This is a genomic window from Micromonospora sp. NPDC050417, assembly GCF_044458865.1.
Taxonomy (GTDB): domain Bacteria; phylum Actinomycetota; class Actinomycetes; order Mycobacteriales; family Micromonosporaceae; genus Micromonospora_G.
On sequence record NZ_JBITIH010000029.1, the window covers coordinates 32,308 to 52,078 of the forward strand.

Below are 19,771 nucleotides of genomic sequence, written 5' to 3' on the forward strand. Positions count from 1 at the left end.
GCAGAAATCGCTGGTTTGACCCCCCTCGGTCACGGGTATGCGCCCGGTCACGGTGGACCGCGCCGGACCAACCGGGTCCTGGCAGCGAGTCCACCGCCGTCACGGAAAGGCAGGGGCAGCGCATGCTTGTCAACGATGCGGTCGGCACGGCCCGTTCCCAGGCGGACATCGACCTGATCCGGCTCTCCCTGGAAGCCCGCTTCGACGAGCTGACCGGAGAGTACGACGAGGCCGTGCTGCAGAGCCAGGTGCTGCGGCTGGTGGAGGTTGGTGACACCGCCGGCGACGACCAGGCCGACAGCGGAACCAAGACCGCGGAGCGGGACACCGCACAGTCGTTGCTACGGACCATTCTGGACCGTCGGGCGCAGTACGAACACGCCCTGTCCCGACTCGCCGAGGGCACCTACGGCCGGTGCGAGGGCTGCTCGGCGCCGATCCCGGTGGAACGGCTGGAAATCTTCCCCTCCGCCACCACCTGCGTCTCCTGTAAGCAGTCTCGGGAACGGCGCGCAGCCTGAGTCGATCCGGGTCAGACCGGCGTCGCCACCTCCCCGGGCCTTCACCTGCTCCGGGTGAACCGGGCTCACCCGGAGCACCGGCAGTGTGGGGCGCAGGACCGGCCCGGGGGAGGTCGGCGGCTCACCCAGACGGAGGAAGAGCAGTGGCGAACAATCCGTACGCGACGTTCGAAGCGTCGATCGAGAAGACCAACCTCATCCTCCAGGAGATCGAGCAGGCGTACGGGTGGCCCAAACAGCGCCGCAACCAGTCGTACGCCGCGCTGCGTACCGTGTTGCAACTGCTCCGGGACCGGCTCCCGGTGCAGGAGAGCGTGCAGTTCGCCGCGCAGTTGCCGACGCTGGTGCGCGGCGTGTACTTCGAGGGCTGGGAACCGAGCGACGTACCGATCAAGCTCAACCGGGACGACTTCCTCTACGAGGTCGGGCAGGGTTTCCCGTACGAGGTCGAGGGCGGACCGGAGGGCGTGGTGCAGACCGTGCTCGACGCCCTGCGTCGACACATCAGCCAGGGCGAGTGGGACGACGTACGGTCCACCATGCCCAAGGACCTGCAACCGATCATTCCCTGAGCCGGTCCGGTTTCCCGACTGACCCCTGACCAGTGGCCGTCCGGTCCTCAGCCGACGGTCACCTCCGCGACCAGCCGCCGCTCGTGGTCGACCTGGCGTAACGCGCCGGTCAGCCGCACCGGGACCGCGTACCGGTGGTCGACGCTGGAGGCCGACAGCCGCAGCTCCACATCACCGGGCTCCACCACCCGGAACCCGTGGAGTCCGGTGAACGAGGTCAGGTCGGCGTGCACCCGGAACGTCACCCGCCGGGACTCGCCGGGGTTCAGGGGCACCCGGGCGTAGCCGGTCAACCGGACCACCGGCCGGGTCACCTGAGCCACCGGGTCGTGCAGGTAGAGCTGCACCACCTCGGTCCCGACCCGGTCACCGGTGTTGGACACCGTCACCGACACCTCGACGGTGCCGTCGGTGCCGATCTCGGTGGCCCGACCCGGCACCGCCTCGACGCCGTCGACGCGTACGTCCCGCCAGTCGAAGCGGGTGTAGGAGAGACCGTGCCCGAACGGGTAGCGCGCCGTCGGGTCGATGCTGCTGACCTCGGTGCGGTGGCCGAGCGCCGGTGCCAGGTAACTCGACGGCTGACCGCCGACGTGCCGGGGCACACTGACCGGCAGCCGCCCGGACGGGGCGACCCGGCCGGAGAGGATCCCGGCGACCGCGGGCCCGCCCTCCTCACCGGGAAAGAACGTCTGTACGGCCGCGGCCAGCCGGTCGGCCGAGTCGCCGAGCGCGTACGGGCGGCCGGCGAGCAGCACCAGCACGACCGGGGTACCGCTGTCGAGGAGCGCGTCCAGCAACTCCTGCTGCTTGCCGGGCAGGCACAGATCGGCCGCGTCGGAGCCCTCGCCGGAGGTGCCGTGGCCGAAGAGCGCGGCCCGGTCGCCGAGCACTGCCACACAGACGTCGGCGTCGGCCGCCGCCGCCACCGCGCAGGCGATGCCGGACCGGTCCGGGCCGTCGATGGTGCAGCCGGCCGTGTGGGTCACCTCGGCCAGGGGCAGCTCGGCGCGGAGCGCGTCGAGCAGGGTCGGGATGTCGACACCGGCCGGAACCCCCGGGTGCTGACCGCCGACGTGACTCGGGAAGGTGTAGCAGCCGAGCATGCCGGTGACATCGTCGGCGAGAGGTCCGACCAGCGCGATTCTCGACTGAGGAGGCAGCGGCAGAGCGGCGCCGGTGTTGGCGAGCAGGACCACCGACTCCTCGGCGAGTTCCCGGGCGAGCGCCCGGTTGGCCGGCGGGTCCAGGTCGACGGTGCCCTCCAGGGCGGCCGGGTCGTCGACCGTTCCGGTCAGGGCTGCCGGTCGCGGCTGCCAGTCCGGGTCGAGGAGCCCGAGCGCCGCCTTCTGCCGCAGCACACGGGTCGTGGCCCGGTCGATCAGCGCCTCCGGCACGGTCCCGCTCCGGACCGCGTCGACCAGTCCCGGTCCGAAACAGCGCACCGCGGGGAGTTCCACGTCGACACCGGCGGTGAGAGCGAGCCGGGCCGCGTCGACGCCCGATCCGGCCACGTGGTGCAGCAGTTGCAGGAACGCCACTCCGAAGTAGTCCGCCACGACGGTGCCGGTGAACCCCCACCGGTCCCGGAGCAGTTCGGTCAGGAGCCGTTCGTCGGCTGCTGCCGGCACGCCGTCAACCTCGGCGTACGAGTGCATGACGGAGCCGGCGCCGCCGTCGCGTACGGCCATCTCGAACGGTGGTAGCAGGACGTCGGCGAACTCGCGTGGGCCGACCGCGACCGGGGCGAAGTTGCGGCCGGCGCGGGAGGCGGAGTAGCCGGCGAAGTGTTTCAGCGTCGCCACCACACCGGCTGACTGGAGCCCGCGTACGTACGCGGTGCCGATGGTGGCGACCAGGTACGGATCCTCCCCGATCGTCTCCTCGGTCCGCCCCCAGCGGGGGTCGCGGGTCACGTCGAGGACCGGGGCCAGCCCCTGGTGCACGCCGACCTGACGCAGCGCCGTACCGATCTGGGCGGCCATCAGCTCCACCAGTTCGGGGTGGAAGGTGGCGCCCCAGGCGAGGGGCGTCGGGTAGACGGTGGCGCCCCAGGTCATGAAACCGGTGAGGCATTCCTCGTGGGCGATGGCCGGGATACCGAACCGGTTCGCCGCGACGATCTCGGCCTGCATCCGGGCCAGTGCCCGGGCGCCGAGGGCCGGGTCGACCGGTGCGGTGCCGAATGGTCGGGTGAGCTGCCCGAGTCCGACCTGGATCAACTCCCGCCAGTCCGGGACGTCGTCCACCATGTCGTGCTGGTGTGGCGCCATGTCCTCGTCGCTCACGTCCGCGCCGACCCAGACGCCGTAGAGCTGGGCGATTTTCTCCTCCAGCGACAGCCGGCCGAGCAGGTCGGCGACCCGTACGTCGATCGGTCGGGACGGATCCTGCCAGGGGGCCAGGGGGGCCGCCGTCAGGGTGCGGTGGCCGTCGCCGGTCCGGGGATCGCTGCTCATGGGCAGCCTCCTGTCGCTTGTACCGGCACCCCGAAGCCCCGTACACGACGGTTACGCGCCGCAGGCTGGTGCCGTTGCTTCCGATATGTTTCCGGAAACCTGGCTTCCCGTCGAGAGGGGGGATTGGGCCAGAAATCGGCCGGCCACCTTTGTCACGGGACGACCTCGTCGTTCGTGTAGCGCCCGATCGTGCGGCCGGTTGACCCTGAAGTATCGGCACGGGCCCGAAAAGTTACGGGCGGCGTGCCGAGACTCCGGCCCAGCCTGCCAATCCGCCCACCGGTCGGTTCGGGCCGTGTTAACTTCAGGCTGCCGCACCCCTCTAACGCGGCAACGCTCGACCGACCCCCGCCACGGACGATTCCGCGCAAGAGGAGTGTCGAGATGCCTTACATCAGTGTCGGGGCGGAGAATTCCGCATCCATCGATCTCTACTACGAGGACCACGGCTCGGGTCAGCCGGTCCTGCTCATCCCCGGGTACCCGTTCGGGGGCACCGCCTGGGAGAAGCAGGTCGCGATGCTGGTCGACTCCGGCTTTCGGGCGATCACGTACGACCGTCGGGGGTTCGGCAAGTCCAGCCAGCCCACCGCCGGCTACGACTACGACACCTTCGCCGCCGACCTGGACCAGATCCTGACCACGCTCGACCTGCGTAACGTCACCCTGGTCGGGCACTCCATGGGCACCGGCGAGGTGACCCGCTACCTCGGCGCGTACGGTTCGGCCCGGGTGAACCGGGCGGTGGTCGTGTCGCCGATCCCGCCGTTCCTGCTCAAGACGGCCGACAACCCGGACGGCATCGAGCAGAGTCTCTTCGACGGCTTCATGGACCAGGCCCGCAAGGATCGGTACGTCTGGTTCACCCAGTTCTTCCAGAACTTCTTCAACCTCGACGTCAACCTCGGCAAGCTGGTCAGTGAGGAGGTGGTCCGGGCGAACTGGAACATGGCGATCAGTGCGTCCCCGTACGCCACTCTGGCCTGCATCCCGACCTGGCTGACCGACTTCCGCAACGACCTGCCGAAGATCGACGTACCGCTGCTGATCATTCAGGGGGACGCCGACCGGGTGCTGCCCTTCCCCAACACCGGTAAGCGGCTGAACCAGGCGGTCAACGGCAGCAAGCTGGTGGTGCTCAAGGACGCGCCGCACGGCATTCCGTGGACCCACGCCGACGACATCAACCGCGAGCTGATGAACTTCATCAAGGAACGGGTGCCGGTCAACGCCTGAGCCGCGGCAGCAGCGCGGGCACCGCTCGCATGTGTTCCCGATAACCGGGCCGGCGGTCCAGTGACCGCCGGTCCATCATCGGCACACTCACGCCGACGAAGAGCGCCAGCACGACCAGCGGCCCGATCACCGTCCACCACGTCGACGGCGCTGCGGCGAGCGCGAACAGCCACAGTCCCCACCAGAAGGCGATCTCGCCGAGGTAGTTCGGGTGGCGGACGTACCGCCAGAGGCCACGGTCGGCGACCCGGCCCTGGTTGCCCGGCTCGGCGGCGAACCGGCGCAGTTGTCGGTCGGAGAGCGACTCCAGCAGGATCGCGGCGGCGGTGAGTGCGGCGGCGAGCACGTCGAGCCAACCGAACGGCCGGTTCCCGGAGATCGCCGACCAGCCGGGGAGCAGGCCGGCGAAGACGACGAGCGTCGGTACGAGTTGCACCCCGGTGAGGTTCACCAGCCACCAGGGCAGTCGGCCGCTGGTCCGCTCGCGCATCATCACGTAGCGCCAGTCCTCGTGGCGCAGGCCGGCCCAGCCGACCACCCAGTTGCCGGTCAGCCGCACCGCCCACACGACGACCAGGGCCAACACCAGCCACTGCCGTGCGGCCACCCCCGGTTCGGTGGTGAGCAGCCAACCGGCGATCAGCAACGGCGGCGCGACGCTCCAGTACGGGTCGTAGAGACTGGCGTTGCGCACCAGCACAGAGCCGGCGAAGACGACCGCCGTGCCGACCAGGTCGGCACAGAAGGCGGCGGTCAGCGGCTCCTGGTGCGGGGCGAGGAGCCACCAGGTCAGGGCGCCGCTGGCGGCGGCCACCAGGTACACCCCGGCCACCAGGCCGAGGGAGACCGCGCGTGAGGCGTCAGCCAGGCTCCCGCCGATCCGGTACGACGACACGCCGCACCCTAACCCGGGGACACGGCCCCCGTCACCGCCCACGGATGCGGTCCCCACACGGCGGCGGGGCCTCGGGGCCCCGCCGCCGCTGTCGCGGTGGCCCCGCCGGGGCCTGCTGCTCCGGCGGGGGCGCTGGTGCGCGGTGGTGGTACGAACGTGCTCGTTACTTGACGTCGACCAGGTCGACCACGAACACCAGCGTCTCGCCCGGCTTGATCACGCCGCCGGCGCCCTGGTTGCCGTAGCCGAGGTGCGGCGGGATGACGAGCTTGCGCCGCCCGCCGACCTTCATGCCGGCCACCCCCTGGTCCCAGCCGGCGATGACCCGTCCGCCACCGACCTGGAACCCGAACGGCTCACCCCGACCCCAGGAGGAGTCGAATTCCTTGCCGGTGGAGTGGGAGACGCCCACGTAGTGCACGCTTGCCCACTGCCCGCGGCCAACCTCGGGACCACTGCCCTCGGTGATGTCCTCGATGACCAGGTCGGCGGGGGGTGCCCCCTCGATCGGGCCGATGTTCGGCTTTTCCATGTCCAGTCCTCCTGGGGACGAATCGCATGATCAGGAACGGAACTAACCAATCATCCTTACTCATCGAGGCTCACCGACGTGTTCCGGCCGGGGCGTGGCCGCTGGCGACCCCGCGTACGCGAACCCGGGCCCGCCGGATCCGGCGCTCCCGGCGGTAAGTCTCGGCTCGCCGTGACGAAGGTCGGTAACGTGCGGGGCATGCAGGGGGAGACCATGGTCGGATTCGGCCACAAACAGTCGTGGCTGGCTGTCCGCGACGCCGACGCCGAGGCCCTCACCGCGGCCCTGGCGCTACGGGACCTGGGCACGGTCTCCTGGCGGGACGGGATCGACCTGGCCTACCTGACCGACGACCGGCTGGTGCTCACCCCGCCGCTGCCCGGAGCCCGGGACGCCCGCTGGCTCCTTGCCACCGGCCGGTGGCTGCTCCGCCCGAACACCGTCGTGGACGTCGTCGAACTCTCCGCCACCCTTGGCACCGAGGTGCAACTCTTCGCCACCTACCGGGTCTCCGAACTGCACCGCTGGGCCCGCGCCGTCGACGGCGTCGCGGTTCGCGCGTTCGGCTTCCTCGGCGAGATCGGTGAGGTCACCGAGTGGCGTGGGGACCCGGACGACGTCGAACAGGCGATCGGGCTGCCCCCCGGGCTCGCCGGCGACCCCGACATCCTGGTCTCCGAGCACGACGTGATGCGGCTGGCCGGCGCGTGGAGCGTCGACCCGTCGACCCTGGAGTCCCGCCCGGCCCCCGGGCCGCTGCACGCGTACGCGACGCCCTGACCCCGGCTGTTCGGCGCTGGCCGAGTGGGTGGTGGTTTCGGGCGCAGCCAGGAATGCCTCGAAGCGACGGACGGCTATGGTGGTGGGCGGGCTCGTGACCCGTGAGTGTTCGGGCGGCTCCGGTCCGATCGCCGGTCCGATCGGTGGACGGCCAGCGGTTGATGATCGAAAACAGGCGGAGAGGGAGGCGGCCGGGCCATGTACCCCTCCCGCGACCTCCACGAGTTCGTCCATCCAGCCCTGTTCTACGCGAACCGGCACGAATATCTCGCCGGTACGATCCCCTTCATCCGGGCCGGCCTGGCGGCAGGAGAGCCGGTCATGGTCGCCGTACCCGAGGGCAACCTTGACCTCATCCGCGGCGCGCTCGGCGCCGACGCCACCCGGGTGCAGTTGCACGACATGGCCGTCGCCGGCCGCAACCCCGGCCGGATCATCCCCCGGGTGCTGCTCGCCTTCGCCGACGCGCACCCCGACCACCGGGTGCGGATCATCGGTGAACCGGTCTGGGCCGGCCGGACCGCCGCCGAGTACCCTGCCTGTGCCCAGCACGAGGCCCTGATCAACACGGCCTTCGTCGGGCGTTGGGCCACCATCCTCTGCCCCTACGACACCGGTCGCCTCGACCGGACCTGGCTCGACGACGCGTACCGCACCCATCCGGTCCTGCGGACCGCCGCCGGTGCCTGGGACAGCCCTCACTACGCGGACCCGATCACCGTCGCGGACGGCTTCAACCTGCCCCTGCCGCCTCCGCCTCCACTCGCGGAGACCCTCACGGTCGATCTCCACGCCCTCTGGGCACTCCGCCGTCTGGTCACCGCCCAGGCCCTCGCCGCCGGTCTCGCCCCCGATCGTGTTGCCGACCTGACGCTCGCGGTCAACGAACTCGCCGCGAACACCGTCGAGCACACCGGTGGCGGCGGCACCTTCTCGGTCTGGAGCACCGACAAACAGTTGATCTGCCAGCTCGCCGACACCGGGCACATCACCGAACCGCTCGCCGGGCGGATTCCCGCGCCTGCGGACCAACCCGGCGGTCGCGGGCTGCTCCTGGTCAACGAACTCTGCGACCTCGTACGCGTGCACACGCGGCCGGGTACCACCACGGTCCGCGTACACATGTACCGCTGACCCGGCTCAGTTCCGCCCCGACCCGGTCGGTGGGTCAGTGGCCACGGAACGCCTCCTCCAGCCACCATGAGCCGCGCGCGGTGCGGACCTTGGCGTCGACCACCATCGGTCGGGTACGGGGACCAGCGAGCCACCGGCGTACCGGCCCGAGATCGTCGACGCTCCGGACGGTCAACCCGTCGCAACCGTAACCACGGGCGATCGCGGCCAGGTCGGTGTCGGGGAAGGTGACCGTCTCCAACGGGTGCCCGTCCGGGCCGAAGTGGTACACCTCGGCGCCGTACGCCGCGTCGTCGTAGATCACCACGAGGAGGGGCAGCGCCAGCCGGACGGCGGTGACCAGTTCGGTCGCGGACATGACGAAACCACCGTCGCCGACCGCGGCGACGGTGAGCCGGTCCGGCCGGGCGACGGCCGCGCCGAGCGCACTCGCCAGGCCGAGCCCGATCGACTGGAACGCCTGCGTGAAGCAGAATCCGGCCACGTCCGGCACGTCGAGCCACATCGACGGGTAGCCCATGAAGTTGCCGGAGTCGACCACCACCGTTCGCTCGGGCGGGAGCAGGTCGTCCAGGGCGGCCGAGAACGTCCTCGGGTCGATCGTCGCCGGCGTACCGTCCCGCTCCGACCCACTCTCGTCCCGGTACGGGACCGTCCGCCACCGGCCGTGGTCACGAATCCGTTGTGCCAGCTTCGGTGTACGCCAGCCGCCGGTCCCCGCGTCCACGGGCCCCGTCGGGGCGGCGTCCAGCCGACCGAGCACCGCCTCGGCGACCGCCGCGACCTCACCGGCCACCGTCAGGTCGACCGGGCGGTTCACTCCGAACGCGGCCGGGTCGTGGTCGACCTGGACGACGACGGCGGACGGCGGGATCAGTTCGCCGTGCCGGGTCGTCCACATGTTCAGTGTGCTGCCCCACGCGACGACCAGGTCCGCCGCGCCGATCAGCTCGGCGGCGAGCGGGGTGGCGAAGCCGCCGGCCACGTCGAGGTTCCACGGGTTCCCGGCGAACAGTCCCTTCGCGGCGGCCGAGACCGCGAGCAGCGCTCCGCACTCGTCGGCGAGCCGGGTCAGCGGTTCCCGGGCCGCCCGGGCGCCCCGACCCGCGATGAAGACCGGTCGACGTGCCGCCTGGAGCGCGGCCAGCAAGGGCTCGACCTGCGGGGCGGTGGCCGGCGTCGGGGCGACCGGAAGGACCGGACCGGACCACGGTTCGGTCACGGTGTGCTGGACCTCCAACGGGAGGCCCAGCACCACCGTCGTGCCCCGGGCGGCGGCCCGGTACGCCGCACCCGCGTCCTGCGCCGCGTGCGTCGCGCGTACCCGGCGGAAGTCTGCCCCGACCGAGGCGGCGAGTGCCGGCAGGTCGATGAAGAAGTTGGACCGGGGCGCGGTCGCCTCCGGGGCCAGAACCAGCATCGGGGTACGACTCTTCGCGGCCTCGGTCAGGCCGGTCAGCGCGTTGGTGACGCCCGGACCCTGGTGCACCGAGAGCAGGCCCACCGTCGAGGAGGTGCGGGCGAATCCGTCCGCCATGCTCGCCGCGCCGCCCTCGTGTGCCGCCGCCACGAACCGGGCACCGGCCGCCACGAGCGCGTTCGTGACATGGAAGTTGCCGCTGCCGACCACCCCGAAGACGTACCGTGCGCCGTGTCCGTACAGGACCCGCCCGACCACCTCGGCTACCCGCATCTGTGGCCCGGTCCTACCGTTCGACCAGCGCGAGGACCCGGCACGGGCTGCCGGACCCGGAGACGATCGGTAGTGGTCCGGCGATCACCACCGCGCCGGTAGCCGGCAACTGCCCCAGGTTACGGAGTTGGGTCAGGCCGTACTTCTCCTGGCCGAGCAGGTACGAGTGGCACGGGAACGGCGGGTCGAACGAGTGCGCGGCGCCCGCGTCGGTGCCGACCGTCTCCACCCCGACGCCCTGGATCGGCGACTCCTCGGCCAGCCACCGGGCGCATTCGACCGAGATGCCCGGGGTACGCCCAGCGTTGGTGTACCGCTCGGGGTCGTCGCCGTACGCGTCCCAGCCGGTGCGGTAGAGCAACCAGCCGCCGGTGGGCAGGGCACCGTGTTCCGCCTCCCACGCCTTGACGTGCTCGACTTCGAGCAGGAAGTCAGGGTCGTCGGCGGCGTCGGCGGCGTGGTCGATCACCACTGCCGGGGCGATCAACTGGCTCACCGGGACCTGCGACACGTCCGCGCCCCGTTGACTGGTGACCCAGTGCACCGGGGCGTCGAAGTGGGTGCCGGTGTGCTCGCCGGTGGAGAAGTTGTTCCAGTACCAGCCCGGACCGCGGTCGTCGTACCGGCTGATCTCGCTGAGCTGGAACGGCCAGGTCTGGCCGAACTGCTCGGGCAGACCGAGGATCGGGGTCTGGTCCGAGAGGGGGGCGGTGAGGTCGACAACCTGGATCCGGCCGCGGGAAAGGGCGGCGACAAACTCCTGCAGCACCGTCATGCGGCGACGGTACACCGCGCTCCGGCTCCACGATGGACCCTCGAACGGGACGTCGCGGAAGTGGTGGCGACGACGGAACGGGGCGGGCCCGATCCTCGGCGTCGATCTCCGTTGGCGACGAAAAGTGAAGGTGAATGGTTTTCGTCGCACCTCGGTCCGCTGGCATTGGCGGTAATCGCGGTGCCATCTTGTCGGTGGCCGGGGCCATACTGGCCCCTGGCGTGCGCCGGTGCGCCGGATGGGAGGACCGACCGTGACAACACCGCCTGCGAAAACTCTCTTGATGATCGGCACGACGAAGGGACTCTTTCTCGCCGTCAGTAGCGATGACCGGCTCACCTGGGAGCTGAGCGGACCGCATTTCTCGATGACCGGGGTCTATTCCGCCGCGATCGACAAGCGGCGCCCCACCCCGCGACTGCTCGCCGGGGTGAGCAGCTCGCACTTCGGGCCGAGCGTGGCGACCAGCGACGACCTCGGTGGCTCCTGGCGAGAGCCGGACCAGCCGCCGCTCGCCTTCCCGGCCGACACCGAGGCCAGTCTGGGACGGGTCTGGCAACTCGCGCCCGGCCCGGTGGCCGAGCCGGACGTGGTCTACGCCGGCACCGAGCCGACCGCGTTGTTCCGCTCCGTCGACGGCGGCGTCAGCTACGAGATGATCAGGGCGCTCTGGGACCACCCGCACCGCAAGGAATGGGGCGAGGGATTCGGTGGCCAGGCGGCGCACACCGTGCTGCCACACCCCGCCGACCCGGCCAGGCTCCTGGTCGCCATGTCGACCGGGGGCGTCTACCGCTCCGACGACGCGGGTGCCACCTGGACCACCGGTAACACCGGGATCCGGGCCTACTTCCTGCCCGACGAGTGGCCCGATTTTGGCCAGTGCGTGCACAAGGTGGCCCGGGACGCGGTCGACCCGGACCGGCTCTACGCGCAGAACCACCACGGGGTCTACCGCAGCGACGACGCGGGCGTCACCTGGAACTCCATCGCCGACGGGCTGCCGAGCGACTTCGGGTTCGCGATGGTGGCCCATCCACACCGCCCCGGCGTGATCTACAACTTTCCCCTGGTCGCCGACGGCGAACGGTTCCCGGTCGAGCGCCGGTGCCGGCCGTTCCGGTCGGCCGACGCCGGCGCCACCTGGGAGCCACTCACCGTCGGCCTGCCCACCGACCCCTACTACGCGGCGGTGCTGCGGGACGCGATGTGCGTCGACGACGCCGAGACCGCTGGCGTCTACTTCGGCACCCGTGCCGGCGAGGTCTACGCCAGCCGGGACGAGGGCGACTCGTGGTCCCTGGTGGCGGCACACCTGCCGGACGTGCTCTGCCTGCGTGCCGCGGAGGTGTGAGCGGTGGTCACGCTCCTCGTACCGGCGGCGCTGCGGGTTGACGCAGCGGGTGCCAGCCGCCTCGACCTCACCGCCAGCGGCACCCTGCGGGCGGTGCTGGACGAGGTCGCCGACCGCTGGCCCCGGCTGGACCGCAGGATTCGCGACGAGCGGGGTGAACTACGCCGTTACGTCAACGTCTACATCGACGGTGAGGACTGTCGTCGGGGCGACGGCCTCGACACCCCCGTGCCCAGCGGCGCCGAGGTACAGGTGATTCCCTCGGTTGCCGGCGGCTGAGCTCGTCCGTCCGGCCGTGACATTCCGGCGGGACGCGGTGGGAGCGCCGGGGCAGGTCCGGCGCCCCGCTCAGCGGTCGAGTCGTCACCGGCGGCAGCCGCGGCATCGGGGCGCGCCGCTCCACCGTGCTCTCGTCCGGATAGTCGGGAGAGTCGGCCGTGGGTAGCAGGTAACTCTGGTGGCCCAGGTGCGGGCCAGCGGCGTACGGGTCACAGTCGGCGGCTACCGGGGTCACGCCCAGGGTGGTCAGCTCGCGCAGCGCGGCGACCCCGGCGGGGCCACCGCAGCCGGTCGCCCGGCTCTCAGCGCCGTCGCGCGCCCGATCGGTTAGTCTCGGATGACGCGTTTTCCGGAACAGTTCCGTAAATTGCTGAGGACACGCCACATCCGACCGACCGGCGGGTCGGACCCGCGATGCGGCCGCGCGGAGTATCTCCCGCTCGGCCACGGTGCCGGCGTAACCGCGAAGTGTTTCGGTCGTAGGCTGGAGCCTCGACGAAGGAGCTGCCCCGTGACGGTCGACGAAGGACGCAGGATCACCATCACCGCGATCGCCCAGGAAGCCGGCGTCTCGGTGCCGACGGTGTCCCGGGTGCTCAACGGCCGCAACGACGTTGCGCCGCAGACCCGGGAGCGGGTCGAGGAACTGCTGCGCCGGCACGGCTACCGGCGTCGCGCGACCCGGCCACGGGCCGGTGCGAGTCTGATCGACCTGGTCTTCAACGACCTCGACAGCCCCTGGGCAGTGGAGATCATCCGGGGTGTGGAGGACGTCGCGCACGCGGCCGGCGTGGGGACCGTCGTCTCGGCCATCCACCGCCGTTCGACCTCCACCCGGCAGTGGCTGCAGAACCTGCGCACCCGGGCCACCGACGGGGTGATCCTGGTGAGCAGCGACCTCGCCCCGCCGGTCCACGCCGAGCTGCGCCGGCTGAACGTGCCGATGGTGCTGGTCGACCCGGCCGGCGTACCCACATTGGACATTCCCACCATCGGCGCGACGAACTGGGCCGGTGGCCTGCGGGCGACCGAACACCTGCTCTCGCTCGGCCACCGCCGGATCGGCTTCATCGCCGGCCCACCCCGGTTGCTCTGTAGCCGGGCCCGGCTCGACGGTTACCGGGCCGCGCTGGAGGCCGCCGGCCTCCCCGTGGACGACAAGCTGGTCGCCCCCGGCGACTTCTACCACGAATCCGGCTACTCCAGCGGTACGGCACTGCTCAACCTCGCCGACCCGCCCACCGCGATCTTCGCCTCCAGCGACCAGATGGCCTTCGGTGCGTACGAGGCGGTCCGTCGGCGTGGCCTGCGGGTGCCCGACGACGTGAGCGTGGTCGGCTTCGACGACCTTCCGGAGGCGCGTTGGTCCTCGCCGCCGTTGACCACCGTGCGTCAGCCGTTGGCGGAGATGGGCCTGCTCGCCGCACGTACCGTGCTCCGGTTGGCCCGGGGCGAGACGGTCGACACCCCGAGGGTCGAGCTCTCCACCGACCTGGTCGTACGGGACAGTTCGGCGCCTCTGGGTCGGCGCTGACCGGCGGCGGATTCGCCTAACCACTCCCACGCCGAAGATACCGATTTAGGCTGTTTGCGTAGTGGACTGCGTCGGTGGGTTAGGGACGATCGTGCACCGGGTACCACCGGATGCACGGCGCCCGCCGCGCGGATGGTGGGGCGACAGACCCGAGGGGGCCCGATGAGACTCGACGACGATGACATGCGGACGAGCGGCGGTGGCGCGGGTGAGGGCCCGGCCGACGGTGGGGCCAACCCCATGGGCCGTGACGGGGGTGCCGACGGTGCGGCCGAGGGTCCGGCTGACGGTGGGGCGACGCCCGGTCAGCACGACGGGGGTGCCGACGGCAGTGCCGAGGGTCCGGCTGACGGCGGGGCGACGCCCGGTCAGCACGACGGTGGCGCCGACGGCAGTGCCGAGGGACCGGCCGACGGCGGCGCCAACACCGGACAGCGCGACGGCGGCGCGGACAGCGCGGCACGGTAGCCGGGGTACCGAGATGACCGACGAGGCGCCGGGCGGCCACCGCCGCCCGGCGCTGGCCCGCTGTGTGGCCCTTGCCCCGAGCAACTTCGTGACCGCCCACTGGGGCCGCACACCGCTGCTGTCCCGGGCCGCCGAACTCGGCAACCCGGACGGCTTCGCCGACCTGTTCAGCCCGGCCGACGCCGACGACCTGCTCAGCCGGCGTGGCCTCCGTACGCCGTTCCTCCGCGTCGCGAAGGAGGGACAGGTGCTGCCGGCGGCCCGCTTCACCGGTGGTGGCGGGGCCGGCGCCGAGATCGGCGACCAGGTGCTCGACGAGAAGATCCTCGACCTGTACGCCGACGGCGCCACCCTCGTCCTCCAGGGCCTGCACCGCAACTGGCCCCCACTGATCGACTTCACCCGCGAACTCGGTGCCGCGCTCAGCCAACCGTTGCAGGTCAACGCCTACCTGACCCCGGCCGGCAACCAGGGGTTCGCCACCCACTACGACACCCACGACGTGTTCGTGCTCCAGGTCGACGGGCGTAAGCACTGGCGGATCCACGAACCGGTGCTCCCCGACCCGTTGGAGCGCCAGCCGTGGGGCGGCCGAGCCGACGAGGTCTCCGCCACCGCCGCCGGCCCCCCGGCGCTCGACGTCACCCTGGCGCCCGGTGACGCGCTCTACCTGCCGCGCGGGTGGCTGCACAGCGCACAGGCGCAGCAGGGTAGTTCGCTGCACCTGACCGTCGGTGTCCGCGCGTTGACCCGTTACGCCCTGGTCGAGGCCCTGCTCGGGCTCGCCGCCGAGGACCAGCGGCTGCGCGCCTCACTCCCGTTCGGGCTCGACCTCGCCGAGCCCGACCAGATCGCGAAGGAACTGACCGAGACCGTCACCGCGCTCCAGGACTGGCTCGGCCAGGCTGACCCGGCGGCGGTGGCGGCCAAGCTGCGGGAACGGGTCTGGCCAGCCGCTCGTCCGGCTCCGATCCGGCCGCTTGCCCAGGCGGACGCGATCGCGGCACTCGACGCCGACTCCCGGATCACCCCCCGCGAGGGACTGCGCTGGCAGGTCACGCCGGCCGGCGACGGCGAGCCGGACCGGGTCGCGTTGCGCCTGTTCGACCGCACCATCACCTTCCCCGGACAGTGCGCGCTCGCCCTACGGGCCTTTCTCGACGGTGGCGTCTCCCGGGTCGGCGACCTACCCGGTCTCGACGACGACGCCGACCGGATCGTGCTCGCCCGGCGGCTGCTGCGCGAGGCGGTGGCCGTACCGGGGTGAGCCGGCCCGGAGCGCCGAGGCGGTTGTTCCGCCGGACGGGTGTCGCGCCGGACGGGTTCAGCGGAACAGGGCGAAGAGCGTGCCGGTGGTCAGCGCCCCGGCGACGACCACCACGGTCACCGCCCTCGGGTCCAGTCCGGCATGACGACGGTCCGCCAGCAGCCTCGCCGGAGCCAGGCCGACCAGCGGGCCGAGCAGCGTCACCACCAGGCTCAGGACCGGCATCCCGACGGCCAGGTCGCCGCCGTACCGGACCCCGGCGGCGCGGGCGGCGAACCCCAGGGTGTACGCGAGCGCCGCGCCGAGCGCACCGAAGACCGCCAGCAGTGGGTGGCTGGAGGCGGGCAGCTCCCCCGGGTGCCGGGTCCGGTCCAACAGGTCCCGGACCCCTTCGAGCAGCAGACTCGGGTCGGTCGGCGGCCCCGGCGTCGGCACGGGGGGATCGCCGATCCGGCGGGCGCCCGCGCCCAGTCGGTCCCGCAGGGTCTGCCACAGGTGGAGCACCTCGGCGTCGGTCAGCTCAGCCTCCTGGCCGGCCGAGGCGAGTTCCGTCTCGGCCCGACGCACCGCCTGCTCGGCGTCGCGTACCGCGCGTTCCGCGCCCGCGCACTGGCTGGCGTACCAGCTTTCGGCTTCGGCCCGCTCGGCCTCCATCCGGGCGGTCACGTCGGCGAGCTGGCGGATCAGTCCGGCGTACGTCTCGCTCATCGGGCCGGCCCGTACGGGATGATCGTCTGGCCGGTACGGTGCACGGCCCGGTCGAAGAAGAGTCCCCGCCACGGCCGGGGGTACCAGTCCGGCCCACCGGTGCCCGGGTAGAGCGCCGAGCCCAGCTCCGCGCCCTGTACGTCCAGAGCCACCCAGGCGCCGATCTGGTCGGTCCGTGACGCCGGGCCGCCGAGGTCCGCCCGCATCCGGGCGACTCCCCGCCACCAGGCGAGTACGTGGGTCCGCCGCTCCGGCCCGTCGTGCAGGATCTGCCGCAGGTGCTCCAGCCCGGTACGTCCACCGGCGCGTGCCGCCAGCCGGCCGGCCGCCGCGTCGACCGCGTACAGCAGCAGGTAGTGGGGCTCGCCTGGCGCCCCGCCCAGGCCCAACGTGGTTGCCGTCTCGCTCATCAGCTCCGGCACCGTTTCCTCGTCGTACCAGGCCGCGTCGTCGCCGAGCGCGTCGTAGAGCATCCGGGCCGCCGGGTCGGCGTCCGGGTCGAGGCAGGCGATCGAGAACCGGGCGGTGCCGGGCAGGTGCTGCCGGTGCAGCGAGCGCGCCGCCGCGTCGAGTACCGCACATGCCTCGTCCACCCGGGTGCCGAGCACGGCCAGGTTCCGGCCGGGCGCCCGGGGCAGCCGCATTCCCGCCGAGCGGGCCTGTACGTCGATGATCTCGCCGAGCAGCGCGACCGGCCCCCGCGGACTGCCCGCGGTACGACCCTCGGCCGACTCGTCGACCGGTCGCAGCGCGGCGAAGTCCGGGGCGTCGGCGAGTCGGGGCACCGCGTCGCCGTCGAACAACCGGGCCGGCGCGGCGTCCTGCGGGCGCATCCGCCAGAGCTGGTTCTGCAACTCGCTCCAGGTGCCCCAGTCGCTGGCGGACGGGATCTGGGCGACCTGGTTCCCCTCGACCATGCCGGACTCGGCGTTGACGACCGCGTGGTGCCGGGGCAGGGCCTGGGCGGCGTCGTTGCGTTCCGCGAGGATGCGCAGCGCCTTCGGCAACGCGATCCGGAGGGTGAACTGGGCGACCAGTGCCGGCCGCCCCCAGAGCGCTTCGATCCCGCGTACGTCCTGCGAGGCGAGGACCAGGTGGATGCCCTGGGACCGACCTCGTCGGGCCAGGTCCTCCAGCAGGTCGGCCGCCTCGCGGGCGACCGCGTCCCGACCGGCGAGCAGCATCTGGAACTCGTCGACCACCGCCACGATCCGGGGCCAGTGCCCGTCCGGGTCGACGGAGCGCAGCTCGGCGAGCTTGGTCACCTCGTGCCGTTTCGCGGCGTCGGCGCGGCGGCGCAGTTCCTCGGCGAGGAAGCGCAGCAGGGCGAGGCCGAACTCGCGGTCGGTGTTGACGTTGATGCCGACCAGGCGCATGTGCGGCAGCCAGCTCGGGTCCCGCCGCCCCTGGGCGAACCGGGCGAAGGAGACCCCCTCCTTGAAGTCGAGCAGGTAGAACTCCAGCTCGGCGGGGGAGTAGCGGGCGGCCAGCGCCCCGATCCAGGCGAAGATCAGGTTGGTCTTGCCGGTGCCGGACGGGCCGCCGATCAATGCGTGCGGCGGGTAGTCACCGAGGGTGAGCAACACCGGGCGTCCCTGTGGGCCGTCGCCGATCGGTGCGATCAGTCCGCTGGCCGAACTTTCCTTCCACATCTGGTCGACCGGCGGCAGCAGGTCGGTGAAGGGAGCCGGGGCGGGACCGGCGGTGACCGCGGCGGCGATCTCCCGGCAGGTGTCGGTGACCAGGCCCGCCGGGGGTGGCGGGTCGAGTCGTACGGGCAGTCCGGGGGCGGTGCGCAACCGGGTCAGCCCGTCGCCGACCTGGACCCGTTCCACCGTCGGCTCGTCGGGCAGTTCGATCCCCCGGACCACCAGGTGTACGCCGCAGGCGGCGCCGGTGCGGACCACCCGGTCGAGTTGGCCGCGCTCGTGCCGGGAGAGTTCGTCCCCGCCGAGCAGCACCGCGACCCGCCACGGTTCGGGTCGGCGCCCGGTCGCGGCGGCCAACTCCCGCAGGGAGCCGTACTCGCCGGCGAGCACTGTCTCGTTGATCCGGCGGATCTGGTCGACGAGATCGTCGAGGAGCCGGGCCAGCCCGCCCGGCCCGACGAAGGTGAGCAGCCCGGCGGTGGAGAGTGGGGCGAAGCCGGCCAGTCCGCCGCCGAGGTGCTCCGGGTCGTACCCGATCAGCCGGACCGCGCCGGGTTCGGCGCGGCCCACCGCCCGCAGCAGCAGGGCGGCGACGACCGCGTCGCAGCCGGCCCGGTCGGTGCCGGCGAGGTGCACGTGGCCCTGGTCGAGCAGCGGCACGAGGGCCGGCACCGGTTCGGCGTCGGGCAGGCGGACCGCGCCGATCCGCAGCGCGCCGGCCGGTTCGTGGCGGGCCGCCGGGCTCGGCCGCCACGACGGCCAGGCCGCGCTGGCCGCGCCGGGTGCCGCCTCGGTCGCCGCCTCGGCGGTACGTCGGGCCAGCAGGATCAGTTCGGCCTCGTACTCGTCGGCGATCTCGGTGAGCCGGCGGTCGCGTTCGGCGCCGACACGTTGCGGTACCCGCGCGGCGGCCCGACGGGTCCGGGCCAGCCGGTCCCGGGAGCTGTCGAGTTCGGTGCGCGCCTGGGTGAGTCTGCCCCGGGTCACGCCGAGTGCATGCGACAGCATGCCGCGGACCCGGGTGACGAGCTGGGTCCGGACGTCAGCCATCGGACTCCCGCAGGGTCTGGGCGGCTACCGACCGGGCGTCCCGGCCGAGCCGGTGGAGCAGCAGACCGGTGAGTACCCCGGCGGCGACCGCCGGGTCGGCCGGGTGCGGCGGGGCGGTGGGGTTCTTCGGGGGCGGCATCCGGCAGACCCGGCTCAGCGCCGTCTCCAGCACCTCGGCCGGAAGGCCGGGCAGCAGGTCGCGGGCCCTGCCGGTGAGTTCGCCCCGCAGCCGGGGCAGGTCCTGCGCCCGGGGCGGGTGTCCGAGCAGTTCGGCGGCGAGGTCGCGGAGCATCGGCGGCGCCACCGCGGCCATGCCGAGGCCCACGTCGGCCGGTACGTCCCGCAGTTGGGCGTGCAGTTGGCCACGGTCGTCGGCGCGTACCCGTTCGGCCACCCGACGCAGTAGCTCCTCGGCGTCGGTGATCTCGCGGTCGGGTTTCGCTCCGGGGGCGTCGCGTTGGCCGGTCAGTTCGGTCACCCGTACCGACCACCACCGGTGTACCGGCCCGGCTTCGCCGCGCGGCTCGGGTACGGGGCCCGGTCCGGCGGTCGGCGGGTCGTCGGTCGGCTCCCGCCGTGGTGGTTGCCCGGCGGCGGGCGGCCCGTCCCCGGCGAGCCCGATCGCGGCCAGGTACGCGGCGAACTGGTCCTGTGCCACCCGCAGTACGTGCCCGGCGGTCTCGGCGTGTTCGGTGGCGGCCGACAGTTCGGGTACGCCCATCGGGTCGGCCGACTCCTGCCGGACCCATCGCAGCCGGTCGGCGGCCTGTCGGAGCCGGTCCAGTGCCTCTGTCACCTGGGCCACCGGCAGTTCGTCGGCGGCGGCGCGCACCTGCGCGCCCAGATCCTCCACGATGGACATGGG

At 72.3% G+C, this 19,771-nt stretch carries 19 protein-coding genes; 11 read left to right on the forward strand and 8 right to left on the reverse strand.

Annotated features, from left to right (window positions below; translation table 11 throughout):
- Window positions 1-122: 122 nt before the first annotated feature.
- Both ACIBF5_RS28880 and ACIBF5_RS28885 read left to right on the forward strand, forming a co-directional pair.
- Window positions 123-521 carry a TraR/DksA family transcriptional regulator gene (locus ACIBF5_RS28880; protein WP_396816048.1) on the forward strand — a complete coding sequence of 133 codons (399 nt, stop codon included), beginning with the start codon at window positions 123-125 and terminating at the stop codon, window positions 519-521.
- Between the two features lie 143 nt (window positions 522-664).
- Window positions 665-1,093 carry a DUF2267 domain-containing protein gene (locus ACIBF5_RS28885; protein ID WP_396816049.1) on the forward strand — a complete coding sequence of 143 codons (429 nt, stop codon included), beginning with the start codon at window positions 665-667 and terminating at the stop codon, window positions 1,091-1,093.
- Between the two features lie 47 nt (window positions 1,094-1,140).
- Here the strand turns inward: ACIBF5_RS28885 and ACIBF5_RS28890 are convergent, their stop codons facing one another.
- Window positions 1,141-3,552 (reverse strand): glycoside hydrolase family 3 N-terminal domain-containing protein, encoded by a 2,412-nt coding sequence (locus ACIBF5_RS28890; RefSeq protein WP_396816050.1) that lies wholly within the window; start codon window positions 3,550-3,552, stop codon window positions 1,141-1,143.
- A gap of 384 nt (window positions 3,553-3,936) precedes the next feature.
- Here ACIBF5_RS28890 and ACIBF5_RS28895 point away from each other — a divergent pair, with 384 nt between their 5' ends.
- The gene (locus tag ACIBF5_RS28895; protein WP_396816052.1) at window positions 3,937-4,788 is read left to right on the forward strand and encodes an alpha/beta fold hydrolase; all 852 of its coding nucleotides are present in this window, start codon (window positions 3,937-3,939) and stop codon (window positions 4,786-4,788) included.
- On the opposite strand, the gene ACIBF5_RS28900 is transcribed toward ACIBF5_RS28895, so the two are convergent.
- Window positions 4,778-5,683, reverse strand: a complete 906-nt coding sequence (locus tag ACIBF5_RS28900) for a DUF1295 domain-containing protein (protein WP_396816053.1) — start codon at window positions 5,681-5,683, stop codon at window positions 4,778-4,780. The two genes, ACIBF5_RS28895 and ACIBF5_RS28900, sit on opposite strands and share 11 nt — an antisense overlap.
- 163 nt (window positions 5,684-5,846) lie before the next feature.
- A complete protein-coding gene (locus ACIBF5_RS28905; RefSeq protein ID WP_396816054.1) occupies window positions 5,847-6,215 on the reverse strand; it encodes an FKBP-type peptidyl-prolyl cis-trans isomerase in 369 nt (122 codons plus the stop codon).
- A 198-nt stretch (window positions 6,216-6,413) separates the two neighbouring features.
- Between ACIBF5_RS28905 and ACIBF5_RS28910 the strand changes: the two genes are divergently transcribed.
- A complete protein-coding gene (locus ACIBF5_RS28910; RefSeq protein WP_396816055.1) occupies window positions 6,414-6,995 on the forward strand; it encodes a hypothetical protein in 582 nt (193 codons plus the stop codon).
- A gap of 198 nt (window positions 6,996-7,193) precedes the next feature.
- Window positions 7,194-8,129 carry an anti-sigma factor RsbA family regulatory protein gene (locus ACIBF5_RS28915; protein WP_396816056.1) on the forward strand — a complete coding sequence of 312 codons (936 nt, stop codon included), beginning with the start codon at window positions 7,194-7,196 and terminating at the stop codon, window positions 8,127-8,129.
- Window positions 8,130-8,163: 34 nt separating this feature from the next.
- Here ACIBF5_RS28915 and ACIBF5_RS28920 read toward each other — a convergent pair whose 3' ends face one another.
- Together ACIBF5_RS28920 and ACIBF5_RS28925 are read right to left on the reverse strand one after the other, a co-directional pair.
- Window positions 8,164-9,822, reverse strand: a complete 1,659-nt coding sequence (locus tag ACIBF5_RS28920) for a thiamine pyrophosphate-binding protein (protein WP_396816057.1) — start codon at window positions 9,820-9,822, stop codon at window positions 8,164-8,166.
- Window positions 9,823-9,835: 13 nt separating this feature from the next.
- Window positions 9,836-10,597 (reverse strand): cyclase family protein, encoded by a 762-nt coding sequence (locus tag ACIBF5_RS28925; RefSeq protein WP_396816059.1) that lies wholly within the window; start codon window positions 10,595-10,597, stop codon window positions 9,836-9,838.
- A 283-nt stretch (window positions 10,598-10,880) separates the two neighbouring features.
- On the opposite strand from ACIBF5_RS28925, the gene ACIBF5_RS28930 reads away from it, so the two are divergent.
- The 6 genes from ACIBF5_RS28930 to ACIBF5_RS28955 all read left to right on the forward strand — a co-directional run bounded on the left by ACIBF5_RS28930 (window position 10,881) and on the right by ACIBF5_RS28955 (window position 15,499).
- Window positions 10,881-11,951 (forward strand): WD40/YVTN/BNR-like repeat-containing protein, encoded by a 1,071-nt coding sequence (locus ACIBF5_RS28930; protein ID WP_396816060.1) that lies wholly within the window; start codon window positions 10,881-10,883, stop codon window positions 11,949-11,951.
- Window positions 11,952-11,954: 3 nt separating this feature from the next.
- Complete coding sequence (locus ACIBF5_RS28935; RefSeq protein ID WP_396816062.1) at window positions 11,955-12,230, forward strand: ubiquitin-like small modifier protein 1; 276 nt, start codon at window positions 11,955-11,957, stop codon at window positions 12,228-12,230.
- 178 nt (window positions 12,231-12,408) lie between these two features.
- The gene (locus tag ACIBF5_RS28940; RefSeq protein WP_396816064.1) at window positions 12,409-12,561 is read left to right on the forward strand and encodes a hypothetical protein; all 153 of its coding nucleotides are present in this window, start codon (window positions 12,409-12,411) and stop codon (window positions 12,559-12,561) included.
- 180 nt (window positions 12,562-12,741) lie between these two features.
- Window positions 12,742-13,764, forward strand: a complete 1,023-nt coding sequence (locus ACIBF5_RS28945; RefSeq protein ID WP_396816065.1) for a LacI family DNA-binding transcriptional regulator — start codon at window positions 12,742-12,744, stop codon at window positions 13,762-13,764.
- A 162-nt stretch (window positions 13,765-13,926) separates the two neighbouring features.
- On the forward strand, window positions 13,927-14,232 hold the full coding sequence (locus ACIBF5_RS28950) for a hypothetical protein (RefSeq protein ID WP_396816066.1): 306 nt from the start codon (window positions 13,927-13,929) through the stop codon (window positions 14,230-14,232).
- A 13-nt stretch (window positions 14,233-14,245) separates the two neighbouring features.
- Window positions 14,246-15,499 (forward strand): cupin domain-containing protein, encoded by a 1,254-nt coding sequence (locus ACIBF5_RS28955; RefSeq protein ID WP_396816067.1) that lies wholly within the window; start codon window positions 14,246-14,248, stop codon window positions 15,497-15,499.
- Between the two features lie 57 nt (window positions 15,500-15,556).
- Here ACIBF5_RS28955 and ACIBF5_RS28960 read toward each other — a convergent pair whose 3' ends face one another.
- From ACIBF5_RS28960 to ACIBF5_RS28970, 3 genes are read right to left on the reverse strand one after another with little or no spacing between them, the layout of a single operon-like run.
- Window positions 15,557-16,207 carry a hypothetical protein gene (locus ACIBF5_RS28960; RefSeq protein WP_396816068.1) on the reverse strand — a complete coding sequence of 217 codons (651 nt, stop codon included), beginning with the start codon at window positions 16,205-16,207 and terminating at the stop codon, window positions 15,557-15,559.
- Complete coding sequence (locus ACIBF5_RS28965; RefSeq protein ID WP_396816069.1) at window positions 16,204-18,906, reverse strand: FtsK/SpoIIIE domain-containing protein; 2,703 nt, start codon at window positions 18,904-18,906, stop codon at window positions 16,204-16,206. Before ACIBF5_RS28965 ends, ACIBF5_RS28960 begins: the two co-directional genes overlap by 4 nt.
- Window positions 18,899-19,768, reverse strand: a complete 870-nt coding sequence (locus ACIBF5_RS28970) for a hypothetical protein (protein ID WP_396816070.1) — start codon at window positions 19,766-19,768, stop codon at window positions 18,899-18,901. The genes ACIBF5_RS28965 and ACIBF5_RS28970 overlap by 8 nt, the downstream gene beginning before the upstream one ends.
- Window positions 19,769-19,771: the final 3 nt, after the last annotated feature.

Coding starts and splice junctions, on each gene's coding strand:
- ACIBF5_RS28880 (WP_396816048.1), top strand. CDS start 123: ATGCTTGTCAACGATGCGGTCGGCACGGCCCGTTCCCAGGCGGACATC.
- ACIBF5_RS28890 (WP_396816050.1), bottom strand. CDS start 3,552: ATGAGCAGCGATCCCCGGACCGGCGACGGCCACCGCACCCTGACGGCG.
- ACIBF5_RS28895 (WP_396816052.1), top strand. CDS start 3,937: ATGCCTTACATCAGTGTCGGGGCGGAGAATTCCGCATCCATCGATCTC.
- ACIBF5_RS28905 (WP_396816054.1), bottom strand. CDS start 6,215: ATGGAAAAGCCGAACATCGGCCCGATCGAGGGGGCACCCCCCGCCGAC.
- ACIBF5_RS28910 (WP_396816055.1), top strand. CDS start 6,414: ATGCAGGGGGAGACCATGGTCGGATTCGGCCACAAACAGTCGTGGCTG.
- ACIBF5_RS28915 (WP_396816056.1), top strand. CDS start 7,194: ATGTACCCCTCCCGCGACCTCCACGAGTTCGTCCATCCAGCCCTGTTC.
- ACIBF5_RS28920 (WP_396816057.1), bottom strand. CDS start 9,822: ATGCGGGTAGCCGAGGTGGTCGGGCGGGTCCTGTACGGACACGGCGCA.
- ACIBF5_RS28925 (WP_396816059.1), bottom strand. CDS start 10,597: ATGACGGTGCTGCAGGAGTTTGTCGCCGCCCTTTCCCGCGGCCGGATC.
- ACIBF5_RS28930 (WP_396816060.1), top strand. CDS start 10,881: ATGATCGGCACGACGAAGGGACTCTTTCTCGCCGTCAGTAGCGATGAC.
- ACIBF5_RS28950 (WP_396816066.1), top strand. CDS start 13,927: ATGAGACTCGACGACGATGACATGCGGACGAGCGGCGGTGGCGCGGGT.
- ACIBF5_RS28955 (WP_396816067.1), top strand. CDS start 14,246: ATGACCGACGAGGCGCCGGGCGGCCACCGCCGCCCGGCGCTGGCCCGC.
- ACIBF5_RS28960 (WP_396816068.1), bottom strand. CDS start 16,207: ATGAGCGAGACGTACGCCGGACTGATCCGCCAGCTCGCCGACGTGACC.
- ACIBF5_RS28965 (WP_396816069.1), bottom strand. CDS start 18,906: ATGGCTGACGTCCGGACCCAGCTCGTCACCCGGGTCCGCGGCATGCTG.
- ACIBF5_RS28970 (WP_396816070.1), bottom strand. CDS start 19,768: ATGTCCATCGTGGAGGATCTGGGCGCGCAGGTGCGCGCCGCCGCCGAC.